This is a genomic window from Sporosarcina sp. ZBG7A (assembly GCF_000813425.1).
Classification (GTDB): domain Bacteria; phylum Bacillota; class Bacilli; order Bacillales_A; family Planococcaceae; genus Sporosarcina.
In genome coordinates, this window is record NZ_JWIB01000010.1 from 215662 (window position 1) to 237008 (window position 21347).

The 21347-nt window shown below is 39.2% G+C and carries 15 protein-coding genes; 4 read left to right on the plus strand and 11 right to left on the minus strand.

Annotation, left to right across the window (positions count from 1 at the left end; all coding sequences use genetic code 11):
* Positions 1 to 5 precede the first annotated feature (5 nt).
* A complete protein-coding gene (locus RL70_RS04485) occupies positions 6 to 1304 on the minus strand; it encodes a M20 family metallo-hydrolase (RefSeq protein ID WP_039042198.1) in 1299 nt (432 codons plus the stop codon).
* 499 nt (positions 1305 to 1803) lie between these two features.
* On the opposite strand from RL70_RS04485, the gene RL70_RS04490 reads away from it, so the two are divergent.
* The 3 genes from RL70_RS04490 to RL70_RS04500 are packed head-to-tail and all read left to right on the plus strand — an operon-like array spanning position 1804 to position 6072.
* Positions 1804 to 4020 carry an EAL domain-containing protein gene (locus tag RL70_RS04490; RefSeq protein ID WP_039042199.1) on the plus strand — a complete coding sequence of 739 codons (2217 nt, stop codon included), beginning with the start codon at positions 1804 to 1806 and terminating at the stop codon, positions 4018 to 4020.
* A gap of 23 nt (positions 4021 to 4043) precedes the next feature.
* Entirely contained in the window at positions 4044 to 5678 is a 1635-nt protein-coding gene (locus RL70_RS04495; protein ID WP_039042200.1) for a thiamine pyrophosphate-binding protein, read from the plus strand.
* Position 5679: 1 nt separating this feature from the next.
* Positions 5680 to 6072 (plus strand): carboxymuconolactone decarboxylase family protein, encoded by a 393-nt coding sequence (locus RL70_RS04500; RefSeq protein WP_039042201.1) that lies wholly within the window; start codon positions 5680 to 5682, stop codon positions 6070 to 6072.
* Positions 6073 to 6183: 111 nt separating this feature from the next.
* Here RL70_RS04500 and RL70_RS04505 read toward each other — a convergent pair whose 3' ends face one another.
* From RL70_RS04505 to RL70_RS04540, 8 genes are all read right to left on the minus strand, one after another.
* On the minus strand, positions 6184 to 7980 hold the full coding sequence (locus RL70_RS04505) for a S9 family peptidase (RefSeq protein WP_039042202.1): 1797 nt from the start codon (positions 7978 to 7980) through the stop codon (positions 6184 to 6186).
* Positions 7981 to 8387: 407 nt separating this feature from the next.
* Entirely contained in the window at positions 8388 to 9452 is a 1065-nt protein-coding gene (locus RL70_RS04510) for a Xaa-Pro peptidase family protein (RefSeq protein WP_039042203.1), read from the minus strand.
* Positions 9453 to 10208: 756 nt separating this feature from the next.
* Positions 10209 to 11285: a Xaa-Pro peptidase family protein gene (locus RL70_RS04515; protein WP_039042204.1), complete on the minus strand. Its 1077-nt coding sequence runs from the start codon at positions 11283 to 11285 to the stop codon at positions 10209 to 10211.
* A 51-nt stretch (positions 11286 to 11336) separates the two neighbouring features.
* Positions 11337 to 11690, minus strand: a complete 354-nt coding sequence (locus RL70_RS04520; protein ID WP_039042205.1) for a DUF3899 domain-containing protein — start codon at positions 11688 to 11690, stop codon at positions 11337 to 11339.
* 26 nt (positions 11691 to 11716) lie between these two features.
* Complete coding sequence (locus tag RL70_RS18315; RefSeq protein WP_082003308.1) at positions 11717 to 13696, minus strand: ABC transporter ATP-binding protein; 1980 nt, start codon at positions 13694 to 13696, stop codon at positions 11717 to 11719.
* 12 nt (positions 13697 to 13708) lie between these two features.
* Positions 13709 to 14725, minus strand: coding sequence for an oligopeptide ABC transporter permease (gene opp3C, locus RL70_RS04530; RefSeq protein WP_039042206.1), 1017 nt, complete (start codon positions 14723 to 14725; stop codon positions 13709 to 13711).
* Complete coding sequence (opp3b, locus tag RL70_RS04535; protein ID WP_039042207.1) at positions 14712 to 15650, minus strand: oligopeptide ABC transporter permease; 939 nt, start codon at positions 15648 to 15650, stop codon at positions 14712 to 14714. Before opp3b ends, opp3C begins: the two co-directional genes overlap by 14 nt.
* A 97-nt stretch (positions 15651 to 15747) precedes the next feature.
* Positions 15748 to 17412 (minus strand): peptide ABC transporter substrate-binding protein, encoded by a 1665-nt coding sequence (locus RL70_RS04540; RefSeq protein ID WP_039042208.1) that lies wholly within the window; start codon positions 17410 to 17412, stop codon positions 15748 to 15750.
* Between the two features lie 633 nt (positions 17413 to 18045).
* Here RL70_RS04540 and rpoN point away from each other — a divergent pair.
* Positions 18046 to 19362, plus strand: coding sequence for an RNA polymerase factor sigma-54 (gene rpoN / locus RL70_RS04545; protein WP_039042209.1), 1317 nt, complete (start codon positions 18046 to 18048; stop codon positions 19360 to 19362).
* Between the two features lie 56 nt (positions 19363 to 19418).
* Here rpoN and RL70_RS04550 read toward each other — a convergent pair whose 3' ends face one another.
* Both RL70_RS04550 and RL70_RS04555 read right to left on the minus strand, forming a co-directional pair.
* A complete protein-coding gene (locus tag RL70_RS04550) occupies positions 19419 to 19655 on the minus strand; it encodes a hypothetical protein (RefSeq protein WP_156137893.1) in 237 nt (78 codons plus the stop codon).
* A gap of 193 nt (positions 19656 to 19848) precedes the next feature.
* Positions 19849 to 21339 (minus strand): aldehyde dehydrogenase family protein, encoded by a 1491-nt coding sequence (locus RL70_RS04555; RefSeq protein ID WP_039042211.1) that lies wholly within the window; start codon positions 21337 to 21339, stop codon positions 19849 to 19851.
* Positions 21340 to 21347: the final 8 nt, after the last annotated feature.

Below are 21347 nucleotides of genomic sequence, written 5' to 3' on the forward strand. Positions count from 1 at the left end.
CAGTTTTAAGACCGTACCATTTGCTGTTCAATGAAATCTTTCAATACTTGCACTCCGTTTACACAATCACTCAAGTCCGTCCATTCTTCCGGATTGTGGCTGATTCCTTTTTTACTTTGAACAAACAGCATAGCAGCGGGAACTTCTCTTCCCAACACCATAGCGTCATGTCCTGCACCACTGATCAGCTCCATCGGTTCAATCCCAAATTTAGTAATGGATTCTTTCATATCCGATAATAACTCTTCGTTTATCAACAGTGGTTGAACGGTTAATGTCTTTTGGCAAGTGACGTCAACATTGTGTGCTACTCCTGACTGTTCAGCTGCCTCTATAATAGCTTCCACTAAAGCGTCACGTTTGTCTTCGTGGATATCACGTATATCTACAGTCAGCTCGACTTTTTGAGGAATCACATTGATACCATTCGGAAAGACATTCAGTTTACCAATCGTTGCTACAGCTGTTTCACTGAATCTGCGAGGTAATGAAGAAACACTATGAATGAAGTGACTCGCTGCTACCATTGAATCCCTTCGATCATTCATCGGTGTGTTGCCTGCATGCCCTGCTTCCCCTTCGAACGTCACATTCATCCATACCGGTCCAGCAATCCCTTTGACAACTCCGACAGATAGATCATTTTTTTCCAAAATCTTACCTTGTTCAATATGTAATTCTACAAACAATTCGATATCACTCATCTCTCGCTTTGCATGCCATACAGCTGAAAGTGAACTACCATACTCTTCGATTACGGCTTCGAATGACTTACCATCTTTGTCTATTTTCAATTTCGTCTCTTGCTCAGTCAATTGTCCGACCATCGCATGACTTCCAGTTAGACCGGAACCAAATGTTGTACCTTCTTCGTCTGAGAAAATAACAACTTCATATGGTTTTCGAGGTATATAGCCTGTTTCTTTCCACGCTTCGACAACTTCTAACGCAGCAATTACTCCGAGAGGTCCGTCAAAGTTTCCGCCATTCGGTACACTATCCACATGCGAACCGGACATAATTGCCTTCCCATTTTCGGTTCCTTCTAATCGACCAATGACATTTCCTGCTCCATCTTCAATGACTCGCAAACCCGATTGTTCCATCCAAGACTTCACAACCTGTTTTGCCTGCTTTTCCTCAGAAGAGTACCCAGGTCGGGTCACTCCACCTTCTAAAGAGGCACCGATCTTCGATAACTCGCTCAGTCGTTCTGCAACTCTCCTGCCATCGACGCCTCCACGTGAAAGGGATTGATCATATCCAGTAGTCAATTTTGTAAATAAGGTTTCTGAAGCAGTCATCGATTTCACTCCTCTCATTACTTTTTTTGAATATGCATAATGTGTTGACTATACCACAAAATCGCTGCCATTTAAGATCGAATCTACAAGTTATTCTCTCATTTAACATTCTTGGTTTCCTGGAAGAAGGCGATGATTCAATCTTTAGTTTAGTGAATCTGAACTTATAATACTCCGTTACTATTTACCCAAAATTACTACCACCTCTTAATAACCAGGAATTTTCTCAGTAAAACCCGTTATATTCAGTTCTAATTACCCATATATTGAAATAAAAGGCGTACGATACTAAGTGTATTCATACTTAATGAATATCCTAGTAATACTTACTCTTCTATGCAAGAACAAATTAAGTACTGAACACCTATACCAGTCTTAATGTACGTGTTAAAACACTTAATAACGGAGTATTCAATATAATTTATTAGAACTAATAATAGTATCTAATTACTATAGCTACACAATTTATCTCGAAGAAGGTTAGGAGGAGATTCAAAGGATGTCAGACCCTCAATACATTATAGCGGCCAATAAAATGTGTGAAGAGGCAGGAATGAATTCAAATGAAATGTCCGCCCCAAAACATTTCTTAAGCGAGTCAGAATTTGAAGAGAAGAGGATGACGTATAGTGAAATCTTATCTGTCGTCAGTTTCTTTTCAAATAAATTGCTGAACTCCTTAAAAGGGACACCCATTCTAGTCGTCGTTTCAGATGAAAATGGATATCTACTTTCGTCTGAAGGTGATGAAACAATCAAAGCGATGAGTGACCAATTTGGTATTAAGCTTGGGGCACAATTCACACTGGAGGATACAGGTACAAATGTGGTGAGTCTGTCCTTGCAACAAATGCATCCTATCAGCATCATTGGAAAGCAACATTATCATTCACCTCTCTATGGAATCGCTTGTTATGGGACAGCTTTTCACAATAAAGAAGAGAATAATTTATTGGGTAGTATTTCAATCATGATGCCTATTGAATTTCAAAATCCGCTCTATCTTTCAATGCTTGTCCAAGTGGTAGATTCGATTGAACGTGAACTACTTCTTCGTAGGCAAAATCGTAAACTTAATATCTTAAACCAGATCATGCTTAAGAAAACGAGGAATGGAATTGTCATTACTGATGAAAACGGTATCACAACGGAATTTAATGAGTTCGCCGAAAAAATATCGAATAATAGTAGAGAATCTGTCATAGGTAGAAATATTTGTGATTCCCCGATCACAGGAGAGTATTTCAAAAAGGTTTTGCACGATGGAAAAACCTTTAACAATGAAGAAATCAAATTTAAAGATGATAACGGGATACAGGTAGTCTGCTTATTTGATGCTCAACCCATTTTTGAAGAAGACAAAATGGTCGGGGCTTTCGGTCAGTTCAGAGATATCTCAAATCGATATAACACGCAAGAAAGATATAATTACTTAGCTTACCACGATGATTTAACTCTCCTTCCGAACAGAAGATATATTCAGAATGAAATGGAAGCAGTCATCGATGAAATCAATTCAGGTCAAAACCGCCAACTTGCTCTCCTTTTTATCGATTTGGATCGCTTTAAAGTCATTAACGACAACTTTGGTCATTCATACGGAGATGAGCTACTTCACAAGGTTAGTGAACGTTTGACGAGTTCCCTCGGAGAAAACGATACGCTCGCACGAATGGGCGGGGATGAATTCATTTTTCTACTAACTGACTTTGACAACCCGAGTTACGTGATACAAAAAGCAGAAGAGATTCTTAATCTGTTCAATGATCCTTTTCTTGTGAACAAAAAAGAATTACACACGACTGTCAGCATCGGGGTTGCAATTTATCCTGACCATCCCCTTTCCATGGAAAAGTTTTTGGTATATGCGGATAACGCCATGTATCAGGCAAAAGCTCAAGGTAAAAACCAATTCGTCATCCATACTAGCGACTTATCGGATGAAATGATTGCAGAATCCGTCCTTGAAATCGAATTACGCAATGCGCTTGAGAATGATGAATTCGTGTTGCATTATCAACCACAAATTCATAACATCACCGGAGATTTAATAGGATTTGAAGCACTGATTCGCTGGCAACACCCCCGATTAGGACTGCTTGAACCTGGACGTTTCATAAGACTAGCTGAAGAAAATGGTCTCATCACTCAAATTGGTGAGTGGGTCATCAACGAAGCCTGTTTACAAAACAAAAAGTGGCAAGATTCAGGGATGACACCTGTTAAAATTTCCGTAAACTTGTCGACTCAGCAATTTTTGACCCGTAATCTCATTTCATATGTAGAAGAAGTACTGGAACGCACAGAGCTTAATCCTAAGTATCTCGTTGTAGAAATCACAGAGAATATGGCGATGGAATACGAATATTCCATTTTCGTGTTGAAAGAGCTAAAAAAATTGGGTATCGGTATTAGTATCGATGATTTCGGTACAGGATATAGTTCGCTAAACTATCTTAAGAATTTTCCGATCGATTACATTAAAATCGACAAATCGTTCGTCAGTGAACTGACGAATGACGAAAGTGATGCGATTATTGTGATTGCTACGATAACACTTGCTCACAATCTTCATAAAGAAGTGATTGCTGAAGGTGTTGAAACAAAAGAACAGCTGGATTTTCTCAAAAAACACAACTGCGATATCATACAAGGCTATTTCTACAGCAAGCCACTGCCTGCTTCTGAAATCGAGAAAGTCTATTTGTTACATTAATTGGTATAGGGAGAGAGTGGAGTATGAAGAAGGTTGCATCTGTCTTAGTAGAAAATTTTAAACATTGGGGGATCCATCATGTTTTCGGCATTCCAGGGAAGGCCGTTTCCCCCATTCTTTTTGAACTCATACGTTATGAAATGGAATTCGTACTTAGTAAACATGAAGGTGCAGCAGGATATGAAGCGACAGGCTATTCGTTAATGAATGAAACGATTGGTGTTGCAGTAGGGACATCTGGCCCTGGCGGCACTAATTTACTTTCCGCTGCTGGACAAGCAAAAGCATCCAATATCCCTCTTTTACTCATAACAGGACATCCTTCGATGAAAGATACGGGGAAAGCGATGGGACAAGACTCAAGCAGTTTCGGAACCGATCTGACAGATATGTTTCAATCGGTGACAAAATTCAGTGCCCGGGTGGAACGCGGGGATATGCTGAAGCCTTTCTTGGAGCATGCACTAGAGAAAGCAGTTTCCGGTGTTAAAGGACCAGTGCATTTATCCATTCCGTTTGATATTTTACTGGAAGAGATCGAACCATTTCTACTTGAATTCCCCAGGTCCTATGAGCTGATTTCGCCGAAAACAAGTGAGGTAGCTGAACAACTGAGTAATGCGAAACGACCACTCCTTTTCCTTGGAAAAGGCGTTCATTCCAGCAAATCCTACGAAGAAGTCCAGCATCTCGCAGAGCATTGGAAGATCCCTGTGATTACAACGCCCGGGGGAAAAGGAACGTTCCCTTCCAATCACTCACTTTCTCTAGGCGCTTTCGGATTAGGAGGAACGCCTGAAGCATCGGCTTATCTCAGTGAAGGAGTCGATTTGCTTATCGTTATCGGTTCACAACTCAGCGACATGTCAACTGCTGGCTTAACTGAAGTAATGTATCCTGAACACATTCTTCACTTCGACTACAATCCAACGTTCATAGGCAAATCAATTCCAGTACCTACCACGCCGGTACTCGGGGATATCAAATCGAATTTAACGGCAATTTTAAAAGATGTTCCCAAAACAGATAGTAACGAATTTTTATCAAAAATAGAGAAGAAGCCACTGGAAGAAAACACCACTGGAAAGCGCATGTCGGCTGTCCAAGTACTGAAAGCGATGCGGAATACACTATCAGAGGAGGCAATTGTTTTCGGGGATGATGGCAGTCATTCGTTCTACGGCATCCAACACTTTGACATCTACAAACCTGGTACGTTCTTCTTTGATGATATCTTTGGTGCCATGGGCAATGGAATCGGCTATGCTATTGGCGCAAAACTTGCAGCCCCTGAAAAGCTAATTGTCTGCTTAGTCGGAGACGGTTGTATGTTCATGCACGGAACGGAATTGTCCACTGCATATAACTACGATGCCCCGGTACTATTCATCGTCGTTAATAACGGCCGATTGGATATGGTTGAAAAAGGCATGAGGAAAATGATTGGGACATCCATTGGAGGTATTTATGAAACCCCTCTTGACGTCACTAAATTCGCAGAATCGATGGGGCTAGAGGCGATTACTTGCCATACCCCAGTTGAAGTTTCCAATTCGATTCAAGAAGCACTCGCACGTATTCAAGAAACGAATAAACCTTTCGTCATAGAAGCATTAGTCGATGAACACGAAATACCACCAACGATGGGGAGACAATAATATGGACAACAATGAGCGCTACGAAAAAGGATCGTACGTAATGAACGAACTATTTTCTGAAGAGGTACAAACAGGTATGAGAAACATCCAAAAAATCTCACCTGATTTCTGGGACATGATTGTATCATCAGGTTTCGGAGATCTGTATGCTCGAAATACACTCACAATGGAACAACGCGAATACATCACACTTACAACACTTATTACTCAGGGCGCATTTGACCAGCTCGGGGTTCACATCCAAGCTGCTTTAAACATTGGTTTGACTCAAGAAGAAATCATTGAAATCATCATCCATTGCACTGGTTATGTCGGATTCCCGAAAGCCATTCAAGCAATGGGGATCGCTGGGGAGATTTTTAAGAATTATGAGTTGAATAACACTAAAGTGTAAGTACCAAGTTTGAGCAATATTAAAAGCGCCACGACTTCAAGGAGAATTTATCTTGAGGTCGTAGCGTTATCAACTAGCTTCGATTGTTAAAGTGTGAATGCATATCAAACGTCAAAGACCAACGCCAGCTTTCAACGTCTCCTCAAAAAACTCAACAATACGGCTATTCATCGAAATATGATTTCCTATTTTCTCCGTCTGATGTCCTTCATCCTCAAAAACAACTAGCTCCACGTCTTTTCCCATTCCTAACATTTGCTTAGTCAGTTGCTCTGCTTCGCTAACTGGGACTCTTGTGTCATTCTTGCCATGAAAGACCAGTAAAGGTGCTTGGATCTTATCCAAATGATTAAGTGGCGCAATTTCTTCGAAAAAGTCATCATCTTCACCTAGTGTTCCATACTCATATTCCCTGATTTTTCTTCTCCATGCCCCAGTATTTTCTAAGAACGTTTTAAAGTGTGAAATCCCTACAATGTCTACCCCTGCTGCCCAAATTTGAGGATAATGCGTCAGCGCAGCAAGTACCATGAAACCACCATAGCTTCGTCCCATAATTCCGATTCGATCTCGCTCGATTGATTTCGTTTGAACCAGATCTTCTACTAGACTTGCTAGATCCGCAACAGCATCCATTCGTTTACGCGCATCATCCAATTGCATATAGTTTCTACCGTATCCTGAACTTCCTCTTACATTAGGCGCTACTACCGCAAATCCTTTGGAAACTAAGTATTGGATAACCGGATTAAAATCAGCCCGAATCTGGCTCTCGGGACCGCCGTGTACGTAAATAACTGTTGCTTTCGGCTTCTGTTCTCTCGCATAGTAAAAATACGGAACTTTCAAGCCATCAAAAGAGCTGAACTTACACACTTCAGGCTGTGTTAATAAATGCTCGATTTCTTCACACTTTCCGAAATATGTTAAACGCTCACCCTTCTTTTCATGTAAATCATAACTCCAAATATCACCAGGCATCAATGGGCTCTTAACAGCGAATAGTAGCCGCTGATCACCCATCCATGAAATCGAATCAATGACCCCTTCCGGAATATTTTCCAAGATGCTAACCTCATTTGTTCGTAAATCAATCCCCTTAAGAATCGACGTTCCTCCTGAATTCACATTAACAATCAATTTATCATCTGTAGGAGACAGCGAAATTTCTTCTAGATCCCACTCCAGATCCATAGACAGTTGCTCTAGTTCACTAGGATTACTCACTTGAAAACGGTAAATAGCTAACTTATCTCCATTCATATCAGAGAGCACATAACCTGTATTACCATCACCCGAAATGACTAGCGATTGATATCTTGCCTGACTTTCACTTGAACCAATTTTGGTCATCATTTTAGTTTCCAAATCGACAATCATCAATGATTTAAAGATATTCGTTTCTTGAATGGAAATGACTATTTTATTTTCGTCATCTTTTAGCCAACAAACAGGTGTGCACTTTCCATCAAATTGAAAGACGAGTTCTTCTTTCCTTGTCGATAAATCCAATACATAAATATCAAAGTAACCAATATTCCGTCTATTACTGGCGTACATAATCTTACGCTCATCGGATTTCCAGCCACCAAAATTATGAAAATGCTCCGGTGAAAGAACAAGAGCTTCATAACTTCCATCTTCCTTCACTAAATAAAACTGCTGCTTCTCATCCCCTTTATTGTCCATTCCCACAATTGTTTGTTTCCCAGAAGGAGAATGATAGACCGACATGACCCGATCCTCAAACTGACCGAGTAATTGTACGTCATCATCAGCACCTGTCCATAGATATGCTTGAGGAGCTCCCGTTTTTTTGCTGATAAAAGTAAATTTATCTGTATCAGGAATTACGGCAGGACTATAACCACTTACAACATTTAGATAGACCGATAGTTTGTCTTCCAATATTACACCCCTTTTTCGATTTGCCTGTCTGTCAGTTAATAATACCTAACTGGATGGGTTCTTGCATGTGTAACAAACTGACGAACAAAATACGAAATGTTAAAGTGACAGGATTTGCGTGCACTTAAAATTTTGACTCGCTAAATAGTTGTGCCTTTCAAAAAAGTACTGAAACTCTTACGCATCTAACTAAAAATGGCTGATTCATGTAAAAAAAATGGACACCAGAAAGGAAGGTGTATAAAAAATTTTAAAAAACGGATTTCCCCAAAAGGTAATCCGTCACATATTAACTCTTTATCTAGGTGGGAAAATGATACATACACTTGTAAACTAATGGTGTAGACACAATTTAATATGCCATACGAATGAATTACAAATTTTCCTACTCAACTATGAATAGCATGTTACAAAATAATTAATTCTTTAGGTGAATGAGTGATGATTTCAACGCCGTCTCTCGTTACGATGACATCATCTTCAATCCGTACACCGCCAAGTCCCGGAATATATATGCCCGGCTCTACTGTCATCACCATATTTACTTCTAATATGTCCTCACTGACTGTTGACATGAAAATATTTTCATGTAAATCCAAACCAATTCCATGTCCAGATCCATGTCCATAGTTGGCTCCATATCCTCTTTCTTTAATAAAGTCTCGTGTATAGCCATCTACTTCTTTTCCCGTAATGCCCGCTTTCATACTATCTAGTGCTCTCTGAAGGGATTCATGAACAATTTGATAGACTTCTTTTAGCTTTTCAGGAGGCTCGCCTACTGCGACTGTTCTTGTCATATCCGATAGATAGCCCTTATAATAGGCGCCAAAATCGAGTGTGATCATGTCCCCCGCTTCAATAACTTTTTCAGAAGCTACACCATGTGGTAAGGCCGAACGTTGTCCAGAAGCGATAATTATATCGAAAGCTGCCCCTGAAGCTCCATTTTTTCGCATATGGAAATCCAATTCATTTGCAATCTCAATTTCTGTTACACCAGGTTTAATGAAATTTAAGATATGTGTAAATGCATTATCTGAAATCACAGCGGCTTTTTTAATGAGTTCAATCTCTTTCGTCGTCTTAACCATTCGCAAACCTTCCACCACATTGGCTAATGGCGTTAATTTAGCTGATATTTTGTTTGTCATTTGTTGATAAACATAATATGAAACGTGATGTTGCTCAAAACCTACAGCCTGGATGGACTCCTCATCAAGTATCTGTTGAATTGTTTCATATAAATACTTTCTTTCAATTTCGCGAACCTCAAAGTCTTCACTTTGATCCATCGCTTGTTGAGTATATCGGAAATCCACAAGCAAAAAAGCATTCGTTTGTGTTACTACTACTGTACCCGCACTACCTGTAAAGTCTGTTAAGTAGCGACGGTTTTGATCGTTCGTTACGATGATTGCATCCAATTGTTGTGCTCGTAAAGTGGTACGTAAATGATTTAATTTTGACATAGTTCTATTCCTCCCCTTCTTAAAATACAATGCAACATTTATGCCAATAGTTCAAATTCAAATGTTTATTACTTCAAACTTGAGAAAGAAATATAATTCATGATCTATTCATATCCAAACTACAAATTACGTTTCTTGAAAACTAGCTGTACATATTGGGGTTTTCGATGTGCGCCTTGTTCTTTTATGTAATTACAGAAGAAATGTTGAATATAAATAGAAGAAAAGTACGTTTTGAGGAAGACTTCTCTCTTGGTCATGTTCAGTTATGTGCAGTTCTTCCCAGAGTGCTTTCATTTTGACGTTTGATGTTAAGCGAATGATGTAAAACTCCGATTCTACTTCACGTAAATCGTACAATCCAGGCACCTCAAGGCCACTCTATCTAAGAATAAGTTGGTATTCTAGTTAAGGCGATGAAACCTTCATCGTGTAACTGCAGGCGCTCAGTGATTTTATCCGCTAAACCGTTTTTTTATTAAACTCACGGATTAGCAATTTACCTGAATGGGAAGAAAGGGCACCTTCATCCGTAAAAAATTAACTTGACGATTGAAATGCAGGGTATTTTGCAATAAAGTAGCCGTTTGAATAATCCTTTCTATGGTTGTTGTTTAGCCGCAATAACCTTAACCGAATTGGATTCTTTTTTCATATATTTATAGAAAAAGAGAATCCCACAAAAAAGATGATATCTCAGCTTTTCCGTGGGATTTTGTATGGGTTGATGAATAACCTAGGTTCCAGTAAAAAGTTTTACAGAATAACTAATTCCTTCGTAGACGGTGACAATACTTCACAGCCTTCTTCTGTGATCAGCAGCATGTCTTCAATACGGGCTCCACCTACTTCGGGTAGATAGATCCCCGGTTCAATCGTAATAACCATGCCTGGCAACAGAATTTTTTCAGAGTCCACGGAGAATAGTGGCTTCTCGTGTACTTCAAGTCCGATACCGTGACCCGTACCTGTTCCTGAAAGTTGATTATAGCCGGTTTCAATTAAGACATCCCGCATAAATTTGTCGACTTCCCGATCTGTCAATCCTGGTTTAATATTCATTGCACAGTTAGTGAATGATCGAAGAACGACTTGCTGTACTTCCAGCATTTTGTCGCTCGGCTGACCAATAGATACAACTCGGGAAATATCGGACCAATAGCCATTGTAGTTTGTCCCGAAATCGATTGTAATCATATCACCTTTTTCAATGACTTTGTCACTTGCACGCCCATGTGGAAGGGATGCTCGTTTTCCGGATGCTACAATCGGACTAAAAGTTGAAGTAACTCCACCTTGATTCTTAATAAAGCTTTCTAATTCCCCGGCGACTTCCAACTCCGTCATACCTGGACGGATGAAGTCTAATACATGCACGAAGGCTCCATCTGTAATTTTGGTAGATGTGCGAATGTTTTCGATTTCTTCTTGAGACTTAACCATCCTTAGGTTTTCTACCACGTCATAAGTTGAAATCATTTCACAATTGGTTAGTGCATCCAATTTGGAGTAGTTCCCGAAGTTTAGATGCTGTTGTTCAATCCCAAGTCGGTTTATACCCATTCTATTAATTTGCTTTGCTACTTCATCGTAAATTTTATGCTTATGGCCTGTGTGCTCTGAATGTAAAACCACGTGTAAACCCGTCTGATTTTTTGCTTGTTCAAAATAGCGATAATCAGTTATGAGAATAACTTCGTCTTTCGTGATAAGTAAAACTCCGTTACTTCCTGTAAAACCTGTTACATATCTTCGGTTCCAGTCGCCATTAATCATTAACCCATCAATCTTTAATTCCTCAAGTTGGTTTTGAAGTTTCGCAATTCTACTCATTCTTTCCCCTCCATTGTCAGGATAAATACTGTTGTGTTTCATTTTCACTCATTACAAGAGATATACTGGAAAAACTGTCGTAACAATGATAATTGAGATTCCAACGAATAGGATAGCTCGTGAAATTGTAGCATTTTCGGCTGTAGATGTTGCAAACTCATTTTCATCATTCACTTCGGATACGTACTTCTCTACTTTCGAAGAGGTCTTCAAGAACTTTTTAAAGCTATAAAAGAAGAAGTCGAATATTCCTTTTTCCAGCAATAAAAGTACCCCACCCACCATGAATACCACTAATCCAAGGAGAAAAAAGACATCCCAAAATGCAGTACTTACATCTAGTAATAAGAATGCCAGCGCTATCAAACAAATAATACTAATAGTAATGACCGATTTTTTTCCCATCATATACAGTCCTTATTGAAAAATTATTAAACCAAAAGAGCTGTATCTTCTGATTTACTTCTATACGAATCGAGCTCGTCTTCAGTACACGCAACCCAGTGCCCATCAGTTATTTCCCTGAGTTTACAATCTTCAGATTCGATGGCCCATTCACCTTTAGGTATTCTAATTCTTTTCTTCTCAACTTCAGGGTCCGGAACAGGTATGGCTGACAACAATGATTTAGTGTATGGATGTAACGGATTGTCATATAACTCATCACTATCAGCCACTTCAACAAGTTTCCCCTGATACATAACACCAACCCGATCACTAATATACTTCACCATTGATAAATCATGAGCGATAAATAAATACGTCAAGTTCTTCTCTTTCTGAAGTTTCTTCAGTAAGTTTGTAATTTGAGCTTGAATTGAAACATCTAGTGCTGAGATTGGCTCATCCGCAATGATAAATTTCGGATCTACAGCAAGTGCTCGTGCGATACCTATACGCTGTCTTTGACCTCCACTAAACTCATGTGGGTATCGATTGGCATGTTCTTCAGCAAGGCCGACTGTTTTTAATAATTCATACACCTTTTCCATTCGATTGGCTTTTGATGTATATAAACCGTGTATATCCATTCCCTCAGCTATAATGTCAGCTACCGTCCACCGTGGATTTAGTGAGGAATAGGGGTCTTGAAAAATCATTTGAATATCTTTGTTTAAGTTCAACACATTTTTTTTATGAATATCAACACCTTTGAAATAGACCTCACCAGATGTCGCATCATATAAACGAACTAAAGTCCTTCCCGTTGTTGACTTTCCACATCCTGACTCTCCCACAAGACCAAATGTCTCTCCTTCGTATATATCAAAAGAAACACCATCGACAGCTTTAATAACTGAATTTTTACCACCCTTAAAATGCTGCTTCAGTTCTTTAACTTCGAGTAACTTTTCTTTTCCGATTTCTTTCTTTGCAATCTGATCGCTAGTAGCTATTTTCACTCGTTGCTTTCCTTCTATTTCTTTTGTAACTTTGGATGCTTTTTCATGCAATAGCCAAGTCGCGGCAGAATGCGTTTCAGTTACTTTAAACATCGGTGGATCATGTAAAAAATCTATTTTAAGTGCATGTTCGTTTCGTAAAGAAAACGCATCACCGGGCGGTGGATATAACAAATTAGGTGGAGATCCTGGAATAGTTTTCAATTCTTCTTGATCAATCGTTAAGTCAGGCATCGCAGCCAATAATCCTTTTGTATACGGATGTTGTGGATTATAGAAAACCTCGTCCGTCTTCCCGATTTCTACTACTTTCCCTGCATACATAACCGCTACCCGATCAGCTATATTTGCAACAACACCTAAATCATGCGTAATAAAAATAATAGATGTATCCATTTTCTTTTGGATATCTTTTAACAGTTCAAGAACCTGAGCCTGAACTGTTACATCAAGAGCTGTTGTCGGTTCGTCCGCTATTAATATGGCAGGGTTGCAGGCTAATGCCATAGCAATGACTACACGCTGTTGCATTCCACCAGAAAATTGATGAGGATACTGTTTCACGCGGTCCGCAGCATTTGTAATTCCTACTAATTCCAACAAAGAAACTACTTTTTTCTCCGCTTCTTTTTTCGTTATTTTTTGGTGGACGAGAATGCCCTCCATAATTTGATTGTTAATCGTCATTGTCGGGTTCAGTGAGGTCATGGGATCTTGAAATATTATTGATATTTCAGATCCTCTGAGTTCTCTTAATTCTTTGTTCGAAATTTTAGTGATGTCACGATTTTGGTACTTAATTGTCCCTTTGACAACCCGTCCTGAAGGTTTTGGTATTAAACCCATGATACTTTTTGACATAACCGACTTTCCTGATCCTGATTCACCAACAATGGCTAACGTTTCACCTTTGTATAAATCGAATGTAACTCCTCTGACAGCACGCACTTCCCCATCGTACGTGTCAAAAGAGATATGTAAATCATCAACGGATAAGATTCTTTCCATCTTTATTCACCTCTATTTCTTCATTTTCGGATCAAACGAATCCCGAAGACCATCACCAAGCAAGTTGAAACTGATCATAATTAAACTGATAATGACAGAAGAAAACATGAGCATATGGGGATATATCTTCAACATTTTAAAACCATCATTTACAATCATTCCAAGTGAAGCGATTGGTGGTTGAAGTCCCAACCCGATAAAACTTAGAAAAGCTTCAGTGAAAATCGCAGACGGAATTGTAAACATTGTTGTAATAATAATTGGTCCCAATGAGTTAGGTATAAGATGGCCCCAAATGAGGTTTTTATCTTTAGCACCCAATGTTCGTGAAGCTAAAACGAATTCCTGGCCCTTCAATTTCAAGACCTGACCTCGTACGATTCTAGCCATACTTACCCACCCTGTAATTACCATTGCCAAAGTGATTGAAAGAATTCCCGGCTTTAATATCAAAATCAAGAGGATGACGACAATTAGGTTTGGAATCCCCATCAGCACTTCGATAATCCGCTGCATTACATTGTCAATACGACCTCCATAATATGCAGAAATACTACCGTAAGCTACACCAATCACCAAATCTAATGTAGCCGCTAAAAACGCGATGTATAGTGAAATTCTTGTACCTTGCCATATCCGAGTCCATAAATCTCTTCCTAGATCATCCGTACCGAACCAATAGTATTCAGTCACTTCTTTTGCAGCGTATTGATCGGTCCCGCGGATATCAACACCACTTAATCCTAGTAAAGGTAAATTCTCCAATACAGGTACCTTCGGCGGTAAATTCGTTCTCGTTAGGTCTTGTTCATCAAAGCCGTGTGAATTCATATACGGTCCGAAAGCCGCAAGAAACATAATCAAAACAATGAGGATCAATCCCGTAAATGCGCCTTTATTCTTTCTTAAACGAATCCAAGAATCTTTCAAAAAAGTGGATGATGGGCGATTCATAATTTTCTTCTCTTCGAACTCTTTCCCTGACTCTTCAAATAGGTCATCTGTTAATTCAAATTCATTTACCTTCACGACGCCCACCTCCTGAAAGACGAATTCTCGGATCTACCACGCCATACAAAAGATCCACAATTAATATGACGATGATAAATAACAAGCTATAAAATAATGTCACGCCCATAATAACCGGATAATCATTTGTTAAAATCGATTTGACGAATTGTTCCCCTAGGCCAGGCACACTAAATATCTTTTCAACTACTAATGTTCCAGTCATTAATGATACGGTTAAAGGCCCTAAAATCGTTATTATCGGGATCATCGCATTACGTAAACCATGTTTCAGAATTACCGTATATTCCTTAATTCCTTTTGCTCTTGCAGTTGTAATGTATTCATTGCCCAGCACATCCAGCATTTCTGTTCTCATAAATCGAGCCATAGTAGCAACTACAAATGCTGCAAGCGCAATCGTTGGAAGGATCGAGTATTCAAAACCTTCCCAGAACGCAACTGGTAACCATCCGAGTCTTACACCTACCCAGTATTGGAGAAGACCTGCCAATACAAAGTTCGGTATCGATAATCCAAGGACAGCTACAACCATGGCTCCATAATCAATGAATGTGTTGTGCCTTAAAGCAGCTATAATTCCTAAGAAAAGACCTATAATCATCCCTGCTATTAAGGATTGTGCACCTAATATTGCCGAGACACCTATTCGCTCACCAATAATACTACTGACAGATCTACCATCAAATTGAAAAGACACTCCAAAATCGCCTTTCGTAATATTCCCGAGGTATTTAAAATATTGAACAGACAATGGTTCATTTAATCCGTATCGTTCATTTAATACCTCTTTTTGAGTTGATGATAATCGTTCGTCATTAAAGGGAGATCCTGGTAGCGTCTGCATTAAGAAAAATGTAAACGTCGCAATGATTAGAAAGGTGAACAACATATACCCAACTCTGCTAGCAATATATTTTTTCATACAAGTCACCACCTATAACGTTATGAACTAACCTGCCGTATCTCTTCAAATCAACCTTCTTCTATGAAGAGATACGAATGCAGATTGTATAAAACAATTAGTTGCCTATTGTTACCCATTGGTAAGAATACGTAGAATTCGCATGTGCAGTGAATCCTTTTACGTTAGGCTTAATGAGTCGTGCAGATCCTGCTTGGTACATAGGAGAGATTGCCGCTTCATCTCCGATTAGAATTTTTTCGGCTTCCTGTAGTTCAGCAAAACGTTTGTCAATATCCGTAAAGTCGACCATTGCCTTTTTCACGTTTTTGTCAAATTGATCATTTTTAAATTCCTGCCAATTATACGCACCGTCTGAAAGGAATACCGAGAGGAACTCTACCGGATCCGCGATATCATTTCTCCAACCTGAATAAGACAAGTCATAATTCAAATCATCTTCCAGTGCTAACTTCTGTTTGTTCGGCTGCTGATTGATTGTAATGCTTAAGCCCGGCAGATTTTTCTCCAATTGGTTTTTCATATACTCTGCTACAGACTTCCTTTGACCGTCATCATAGCTTAGTAGATCCAGGTTAATTTCTTTCTCACCAAGTTCTTCGAGACCTTTATTCCAAAGTTCTTTTGCTTCTTCAGGAGTTCCTTTGTTCAAATCACCAAAGCGATCTCTGAACTCTTCACCCTCCGGTGATTGAACAAATCCGGGGAATACTAACCAGTAAGCAGCTTTTGATCCATTCTTCAAGATAGATTCTGCAGCTTGCTCTTTATCCCATCCCATATCGATGGCCTTCCGGATATTCGTATTACTTAAGAATTCATTTTTCTGATTCATCCTCAAGAAGTAAACTTCAGATTTTAGTGAAGTCGTATATTCCTCGTGATCTTTGTATACATCTACAAATTCCGATGAAAGATTCGCAACATCGATTGTGTCTGTTTCATATAGATTAACTTCAGTCGAAGTGTCTTTTGCCACTTTGAAATTGATTTCATCAACTTTCACATTCTCGGCATCCCAATAGTCTGAGTTCTTTTTTAACGTCCACTTTTGGTCATGATCCCATGAATCTAATGTAAATGGGCCATTGAATACGAGATTTTCTGGTTCGAGCGCGTATTTGTCTTGTTGCTCTTCAGAAAACTTTTCGTTTTGTGGATAGAAAACTGGATTTGCAAGAAGTTCAGTGAAGTAAGGTACGTCATTTTCCAGTTCTACTTCTAATGTGAAATCGTCCGTAGCCGTTACACCAAGTTCATCAACTTTGCCATACAGTTCATGGTCAGGATCTTGAATGTGCGCAGCGCCTTTCACTGATTCCATCAGGTAAGCATGAGGAGAGATTGAATCTGGATGTAATGCTTTTTTCCAAGCATAGATAAAGTCTGTTGCTTTAGTTGGGTCACCATTGCTCCATAATGCGTTTTCTTTTAAGTGAAACGTATATGTCAATCCATCCTCACTTACGTCATAGGTATCTACGAGACCTTCAGTAACTTTGTCATCCGCATCTATTCTGAAGAGGCCTTCGAAAACGTTCTGTATCATTGTTTGAGATAGTCCATCCATAGCGCCATTCGTTTTCAATGTTGGAATTTCTCCCGCAACCGCCAAATGAAGTACACTCTTCCCTACTTTTTCATCGGTAATAGAGTCGCCATCTTTCTCGGTTTCTTGAACGTTTTCTCCCCCATAACACCCAGCCAATAATACTAGACTTGTGAAAATCATCATGAAGAACCATAGGGATTTCTTTCTCATCTTTTTCGCCTCCTAATAATGGTGTCTATACTTTCATGCATGTTTAAATTACTTTACAGGTAACTGAATAGAAATCAGTTTACTGTCCAATTATTTTGAATACTCGAGACCGAAAAATTTAATAGCAAATCTTATTTACACTTATCTTCTTTGTAGACTAAATGAACGGCTTCTAGTTCTAATTATTCTGTCTTTTGGTTTTGGTATTCTACCTTTAAAACTTGATTACTAATCATATTGATTAAAAATGAACTACGGTAATATCTCTACAAATTATGACTAGTTAACTTTTCACTTCCCCTCTTTTCATAAAATTCGTTATCACTTCTCTGAGTACATAAGTAGTATTGCAATTTCTATGCCAATTCACTATCATCCAATCTAAATATTCAAATTTATGGTCGAAGTTTAAAAACGCCCATGTTATAATAAACTCTATATTCAAAAGAGTTCGTACAACATTTTTCAGCTTTAATAGACCACTTACATGATGACAACAAGAATTTATTAGTACATTCTTTCATAACATTGAATTTAAGACTCAACTAACATTGCCTACATATCTATACTTTTATAAAGATTTTTGTAAACAAGGTAATTACTCTAAAAAGTTTTACACAAGGGGGAATAGAAATGGAGCTAGGACTTCAACAACGGCAGGAACTTAATTTATTGATGACTGTTGAATTAAGGCAAGCTATAGAACTACTACAATACTCCACCTATGAACTCGAACAGTATATCCGTGAGCAAGAATTGGAAAACCCACTGATTCAATTGAAGGAAAAAGAAGAGAGACCTGTCTATGAGGAACGTTTGCATCGTCGATCTGCCCCATTTGGGAGTTCGGAAATGCCATTGGATGCAGTACAATGCGTGGAGGAAAACAAGCGGGAGGAATTACTGAAACAGGCAAAGCTAATGTATCCTGACGCCCCAACGCAAAGTTTGTTAAAGTATCTAGTCTACAATCTGGACGATAATGGATTTTTACAACTTAACGAACACACTTCGACTGCCGGTTTAGCGTTCAACGAAGATTGTATCGAAAAAGGAATCCATCTCCTTCAGGAATTAGGTCCGATCGGGATAGGTGCCAGAGATTTAAAAGAGTGTCTACTCCTGCAAATCATATACAATTATCCGCAAAACAGATTAGCTGCCTATTTAGTGGAGCATCATTTAAACCTGATTGCCGAACGTAAATGGAACGAAATCGCTTCAAAGATGAACATCAGCATGAACGAAGTGAAAAATCTTTTCGATTTCATCCAAACTCTCAATCCAAGACCGTGCTCATTTATGTCAGATAATTCGACGAAGTACTTAACGCCTGACATCATCGTCGAGGTGAGCGATGAAGTATTCACATTCCACTTGAATGACAGCTATTTACCAGGAATTCATATGAATAGCAACTATTCACAGTATCTTCACGCGAAAAATGATGCATCTAAATATATCCAAACACAATATAAGAATTATCAGTGGCTCCTTAGTAGCATTGAGCAACGTCGAAATACAATCATTAAAATCGTGCATGTCCTCTTGGAGAAACAGGAGGATTTCTTTAAAAATGGATTCCAATCCCTGAAACCTCTTACACTCAAAGAAGTCGCCGATGTTATTGAGATGCATGAGTCCACCGTTAGTCGGGCAACTACGAACAAAGTGATCCAAACGCCCTTCGGCTCCTTTGACCTTCGATTACTTTTTACTTCAAAGCTGGAAACGTCAGACGGAAATTCCGTCTCCCAAACAAAGGTAAAAAAACTGTTGGAGAGTTTCATCGCACAAGAGAATAAGTTCAAACCGTATTCTGATCAAAAAATAGCGGAGTATTTCAGTACTGAAAAAGGCATTACGATTTCTAGGAGAACTATTAGTAAGTATCGGGAAGAGCTACGAATCCCCTCTTCCAACAGGCGCAAGGAAATTCAAGTATTATAACTATGAAAAATAGGAAGAAGGGGAATGTAGATATCCCCTTCCTCCTATTTTTTAACCTACTTTAGTTTTTCTACTAAAAAGTGACCAAACCAGTATCTGTTATAACCGATAATTGCCCCACTTAATAAGATCATATACATTCCAGAGGGCTTTTCTAGAGCATAGAACAATGCTGAAAGAATGACAGTCGCAAAAACAAGAGAACTTAAGATTTTGAGAATCGGTGATACAGTTTGTCTAAAAGTTATAGAGATTACTTTTTCACCGATCCACATTAGTAGTGATGTCGCCATGATAGCGCTTACCATTAGTACCAAAAAATAAGTTAACCCCATAGTTTAGCTCCTTTTTGGAAAGACATTCATTTCTCTTATTATATACTAAACACCGAATCTGTTTCCGTTCAATTCAGAAAAAACAAATTAATATTTCATATAAAAAAATGGTCTCGGATATTAAACCCAGACCATTTAGATTTGCATGAAATCATTGTTTAATATTTACAAATACACTCTTCACTTCAGTATAGTTTGCCAATCCATACTCTCCACCCATTTCTCGACCTATTCCGGATTGTTTGTAACCTCCGAACGGCATCGTTTCAATCTCGATGCCGAAGTCGTTGATCCAGACAGTTCCTGCTTTTAATTTTTTGGCTACGTAATGTCCTGTTTTGATATTTTCAGTCCATACACTTGCAGCTAAGCCGTAGATACTGTCATTTGCACGTTGGATTACTTCTTCTACCGTGTCAAAAACAAATACAGATAGAACAGGTCCGAAGATTTCCTCACGCGCGATCGTCATGTTATCTTCCACATCAACAAATATTGTTGGTTGCACATAGTAGCCTTGATCGAATGCTTTGCTACCTCCCGCGACAAGACGAGCACCTTCACTTTTCCCTTTTTCGATGAAATCTAGAACCGTTTGTTGCTGTTTTGCTGAAACGAGTGGTCCCATTTCAGTTTCCGGATCCATGCCTGGCCCTAGTTTCAATGCATTTGCACGTTCTACCAATCCATTTACTACTTCTTCATGAAGGGAGCGATGGACGAAGACGCGCGTACAGGCGCTACAGTTTTGTCCGTGGTTATACATCGTTCCATTGAATGCACCTTCAATTGCTTCCTCAAGGTTGGCATCTTCCAAAATGATACTTGGTGACTTCCCACCAAGTTCAAGTGTGACACCTTTAAGCTGATCCGAAGCTTTTTGCATAATCCCTTTTCCGACAGCTGTTGAACCAGTAAACGCAACTTTATCTACATCTTTATGAGTGACAATGGCATCTCCTGCTACTCTTCCTGCTCCCGGTACAACATTGACGACTCCGTCAGGGAATCCAGCATCTTTAAATAATTTTGCCACATAAAGAAGAGTTAGTGGTGTTTCACTCGCAGGCTTAATAACAACAGTACAGCCTACCGCAAGTGCGGAGCCTAACTTCCACGCAGCCATTGCTAGCGGGAAATTCCAAGGAATAATTTGGCCGACTACGCCGACAGCTTCGTGGACAGTGTAATTCAAATAATCATTGGAAACTGGGATTGTTTGCCCTACCATTTTTGTCGCCCAGCCCGAGTAATACCTGAAATGCTGAACTGTACCATCTACATCGTCTGACAGCGCAACTTCATAGGGCTTACCGTTATCTAACGCTTCAAGTTGTGCAAGCTCTTCACGATTTTCTTCCAGGAGATTTGCAAACTTATAGATGAGGTGAGAACGCTCAGCAGTATCCATCTTCGTCCATTCGCCTTCATCAAACGCTTTTCTGGCAGCAGCTACCGCAACATCGATATCTTCTGTTTGCGCTTCACTTACTTGCGCAATTACTTCTTCCGTCGCCGGATTAATAACGTTGAATGTCTTTCCGCTAATAGCAGGTTGGTAATCCCCGTCAATATAAAGTCCTTTAACCCCTTGCAAGAATTCTTCAACTTTCGGTTTCAGTTTATAGTCAGTTACTTTCATTCCTCAAT

What these genes read in the sequence shown, in the direction of transcription:
- RL70_RS04540 (WP_039042208.1), bottom strand. Translation starts at nt 17,412, where the DNA reads ATGAGAAAGAAATCCCTATGGTTCTTCATGATGATTTTCACAAGTCTA.
- RL70_RS04550 (WP_156137893.1), bottom strand. Translation starts at nt 19,655, where the DNA reads ATGGCGACATCACTACTAATGTGGATCGGTGAAAAAGTAATCTCTATA.
- RL70_RS04495 (WP_039042200.1), top strand. Translation starts at nt 4,044, where the DNA reads ATGAAGAAGGTTGCATCTGTCTTAGTAGAAAATTTTAAACATTGGGGG.
- RL70_RS04500 (WP_039042201.1), top strand. Translation starts at nt 5,680, where the DNA reads ATGGACAACAATGAGCGCTACGAAAAAGGATCGTACGTAATGAACGAA.
- RL70_RS04520 (WP_039042205.1), bottom strand. Translation starts at nt 11,690, where the DNA reads ATGGGAAAAAAATCGGTCATTACTATTAGTATTATTTGTTTGATAGCG.
- RL70_RS04510 (WP_039042203.1), bottom strand. Translation starts at nt 9,452, where the DNA reads ATGTCAAAATTAAATCATTTACGTACCACTTTACGAGCACAACAATTG.
- opp3b (WP_039042207.1), bottom strand. Translation starts at nt 15,650, where the DNA reads ATGAAAAAATATATTGCTAGCAGAGTTGGGTATATGTTGTTCACCTTT.
- RL70_RS04485 (WP_039042198.1), bottom strand. Translation starts at nt 1,304, where the DNA reads ATGACTGCTTCAGAAACCTTATTTACAAAATTGACTACTGGATATGAT.
- RL70_RS04490 (WP_039042199.1), top strand. Translation starts at nt 1,804, where the DNA reads ATGTCAGACCCTCAATACATTATAGCGGCCAATAAAATGTGTGAAGAG.
- RL70_RS18315 (WP_082003308.1), bottom strand. Translation starts at nt 13,696, where the DNA reads ATGGAAAGAATCTTATCCGTTGATGATTTACATATCTCTTTTGACACG.
- rpoN (WP_039042209.1), top strand. Translation starts at nt 18,046, where the DNA reads ATGGAGCTAGGACTTCAACAACGGCAGGAACTTAATTTATTGATGACT.
- RL70_RS04515 (WP_039042204.1), bottom strand. Translation starts at nt 11,285, where the DNA reads ATGAGTAGAATTGCGAAACTTCAAAACCAACTTGAGGAATTAAAGATT.
- RL70_RS04555 (WP_039042211.1), bottom strand. Translation starts at nt 21,339, where the DNA reads ATGAAAGTAACTGACTATAAACTGAAACCGAAAGTTGAAGAATTCTTG.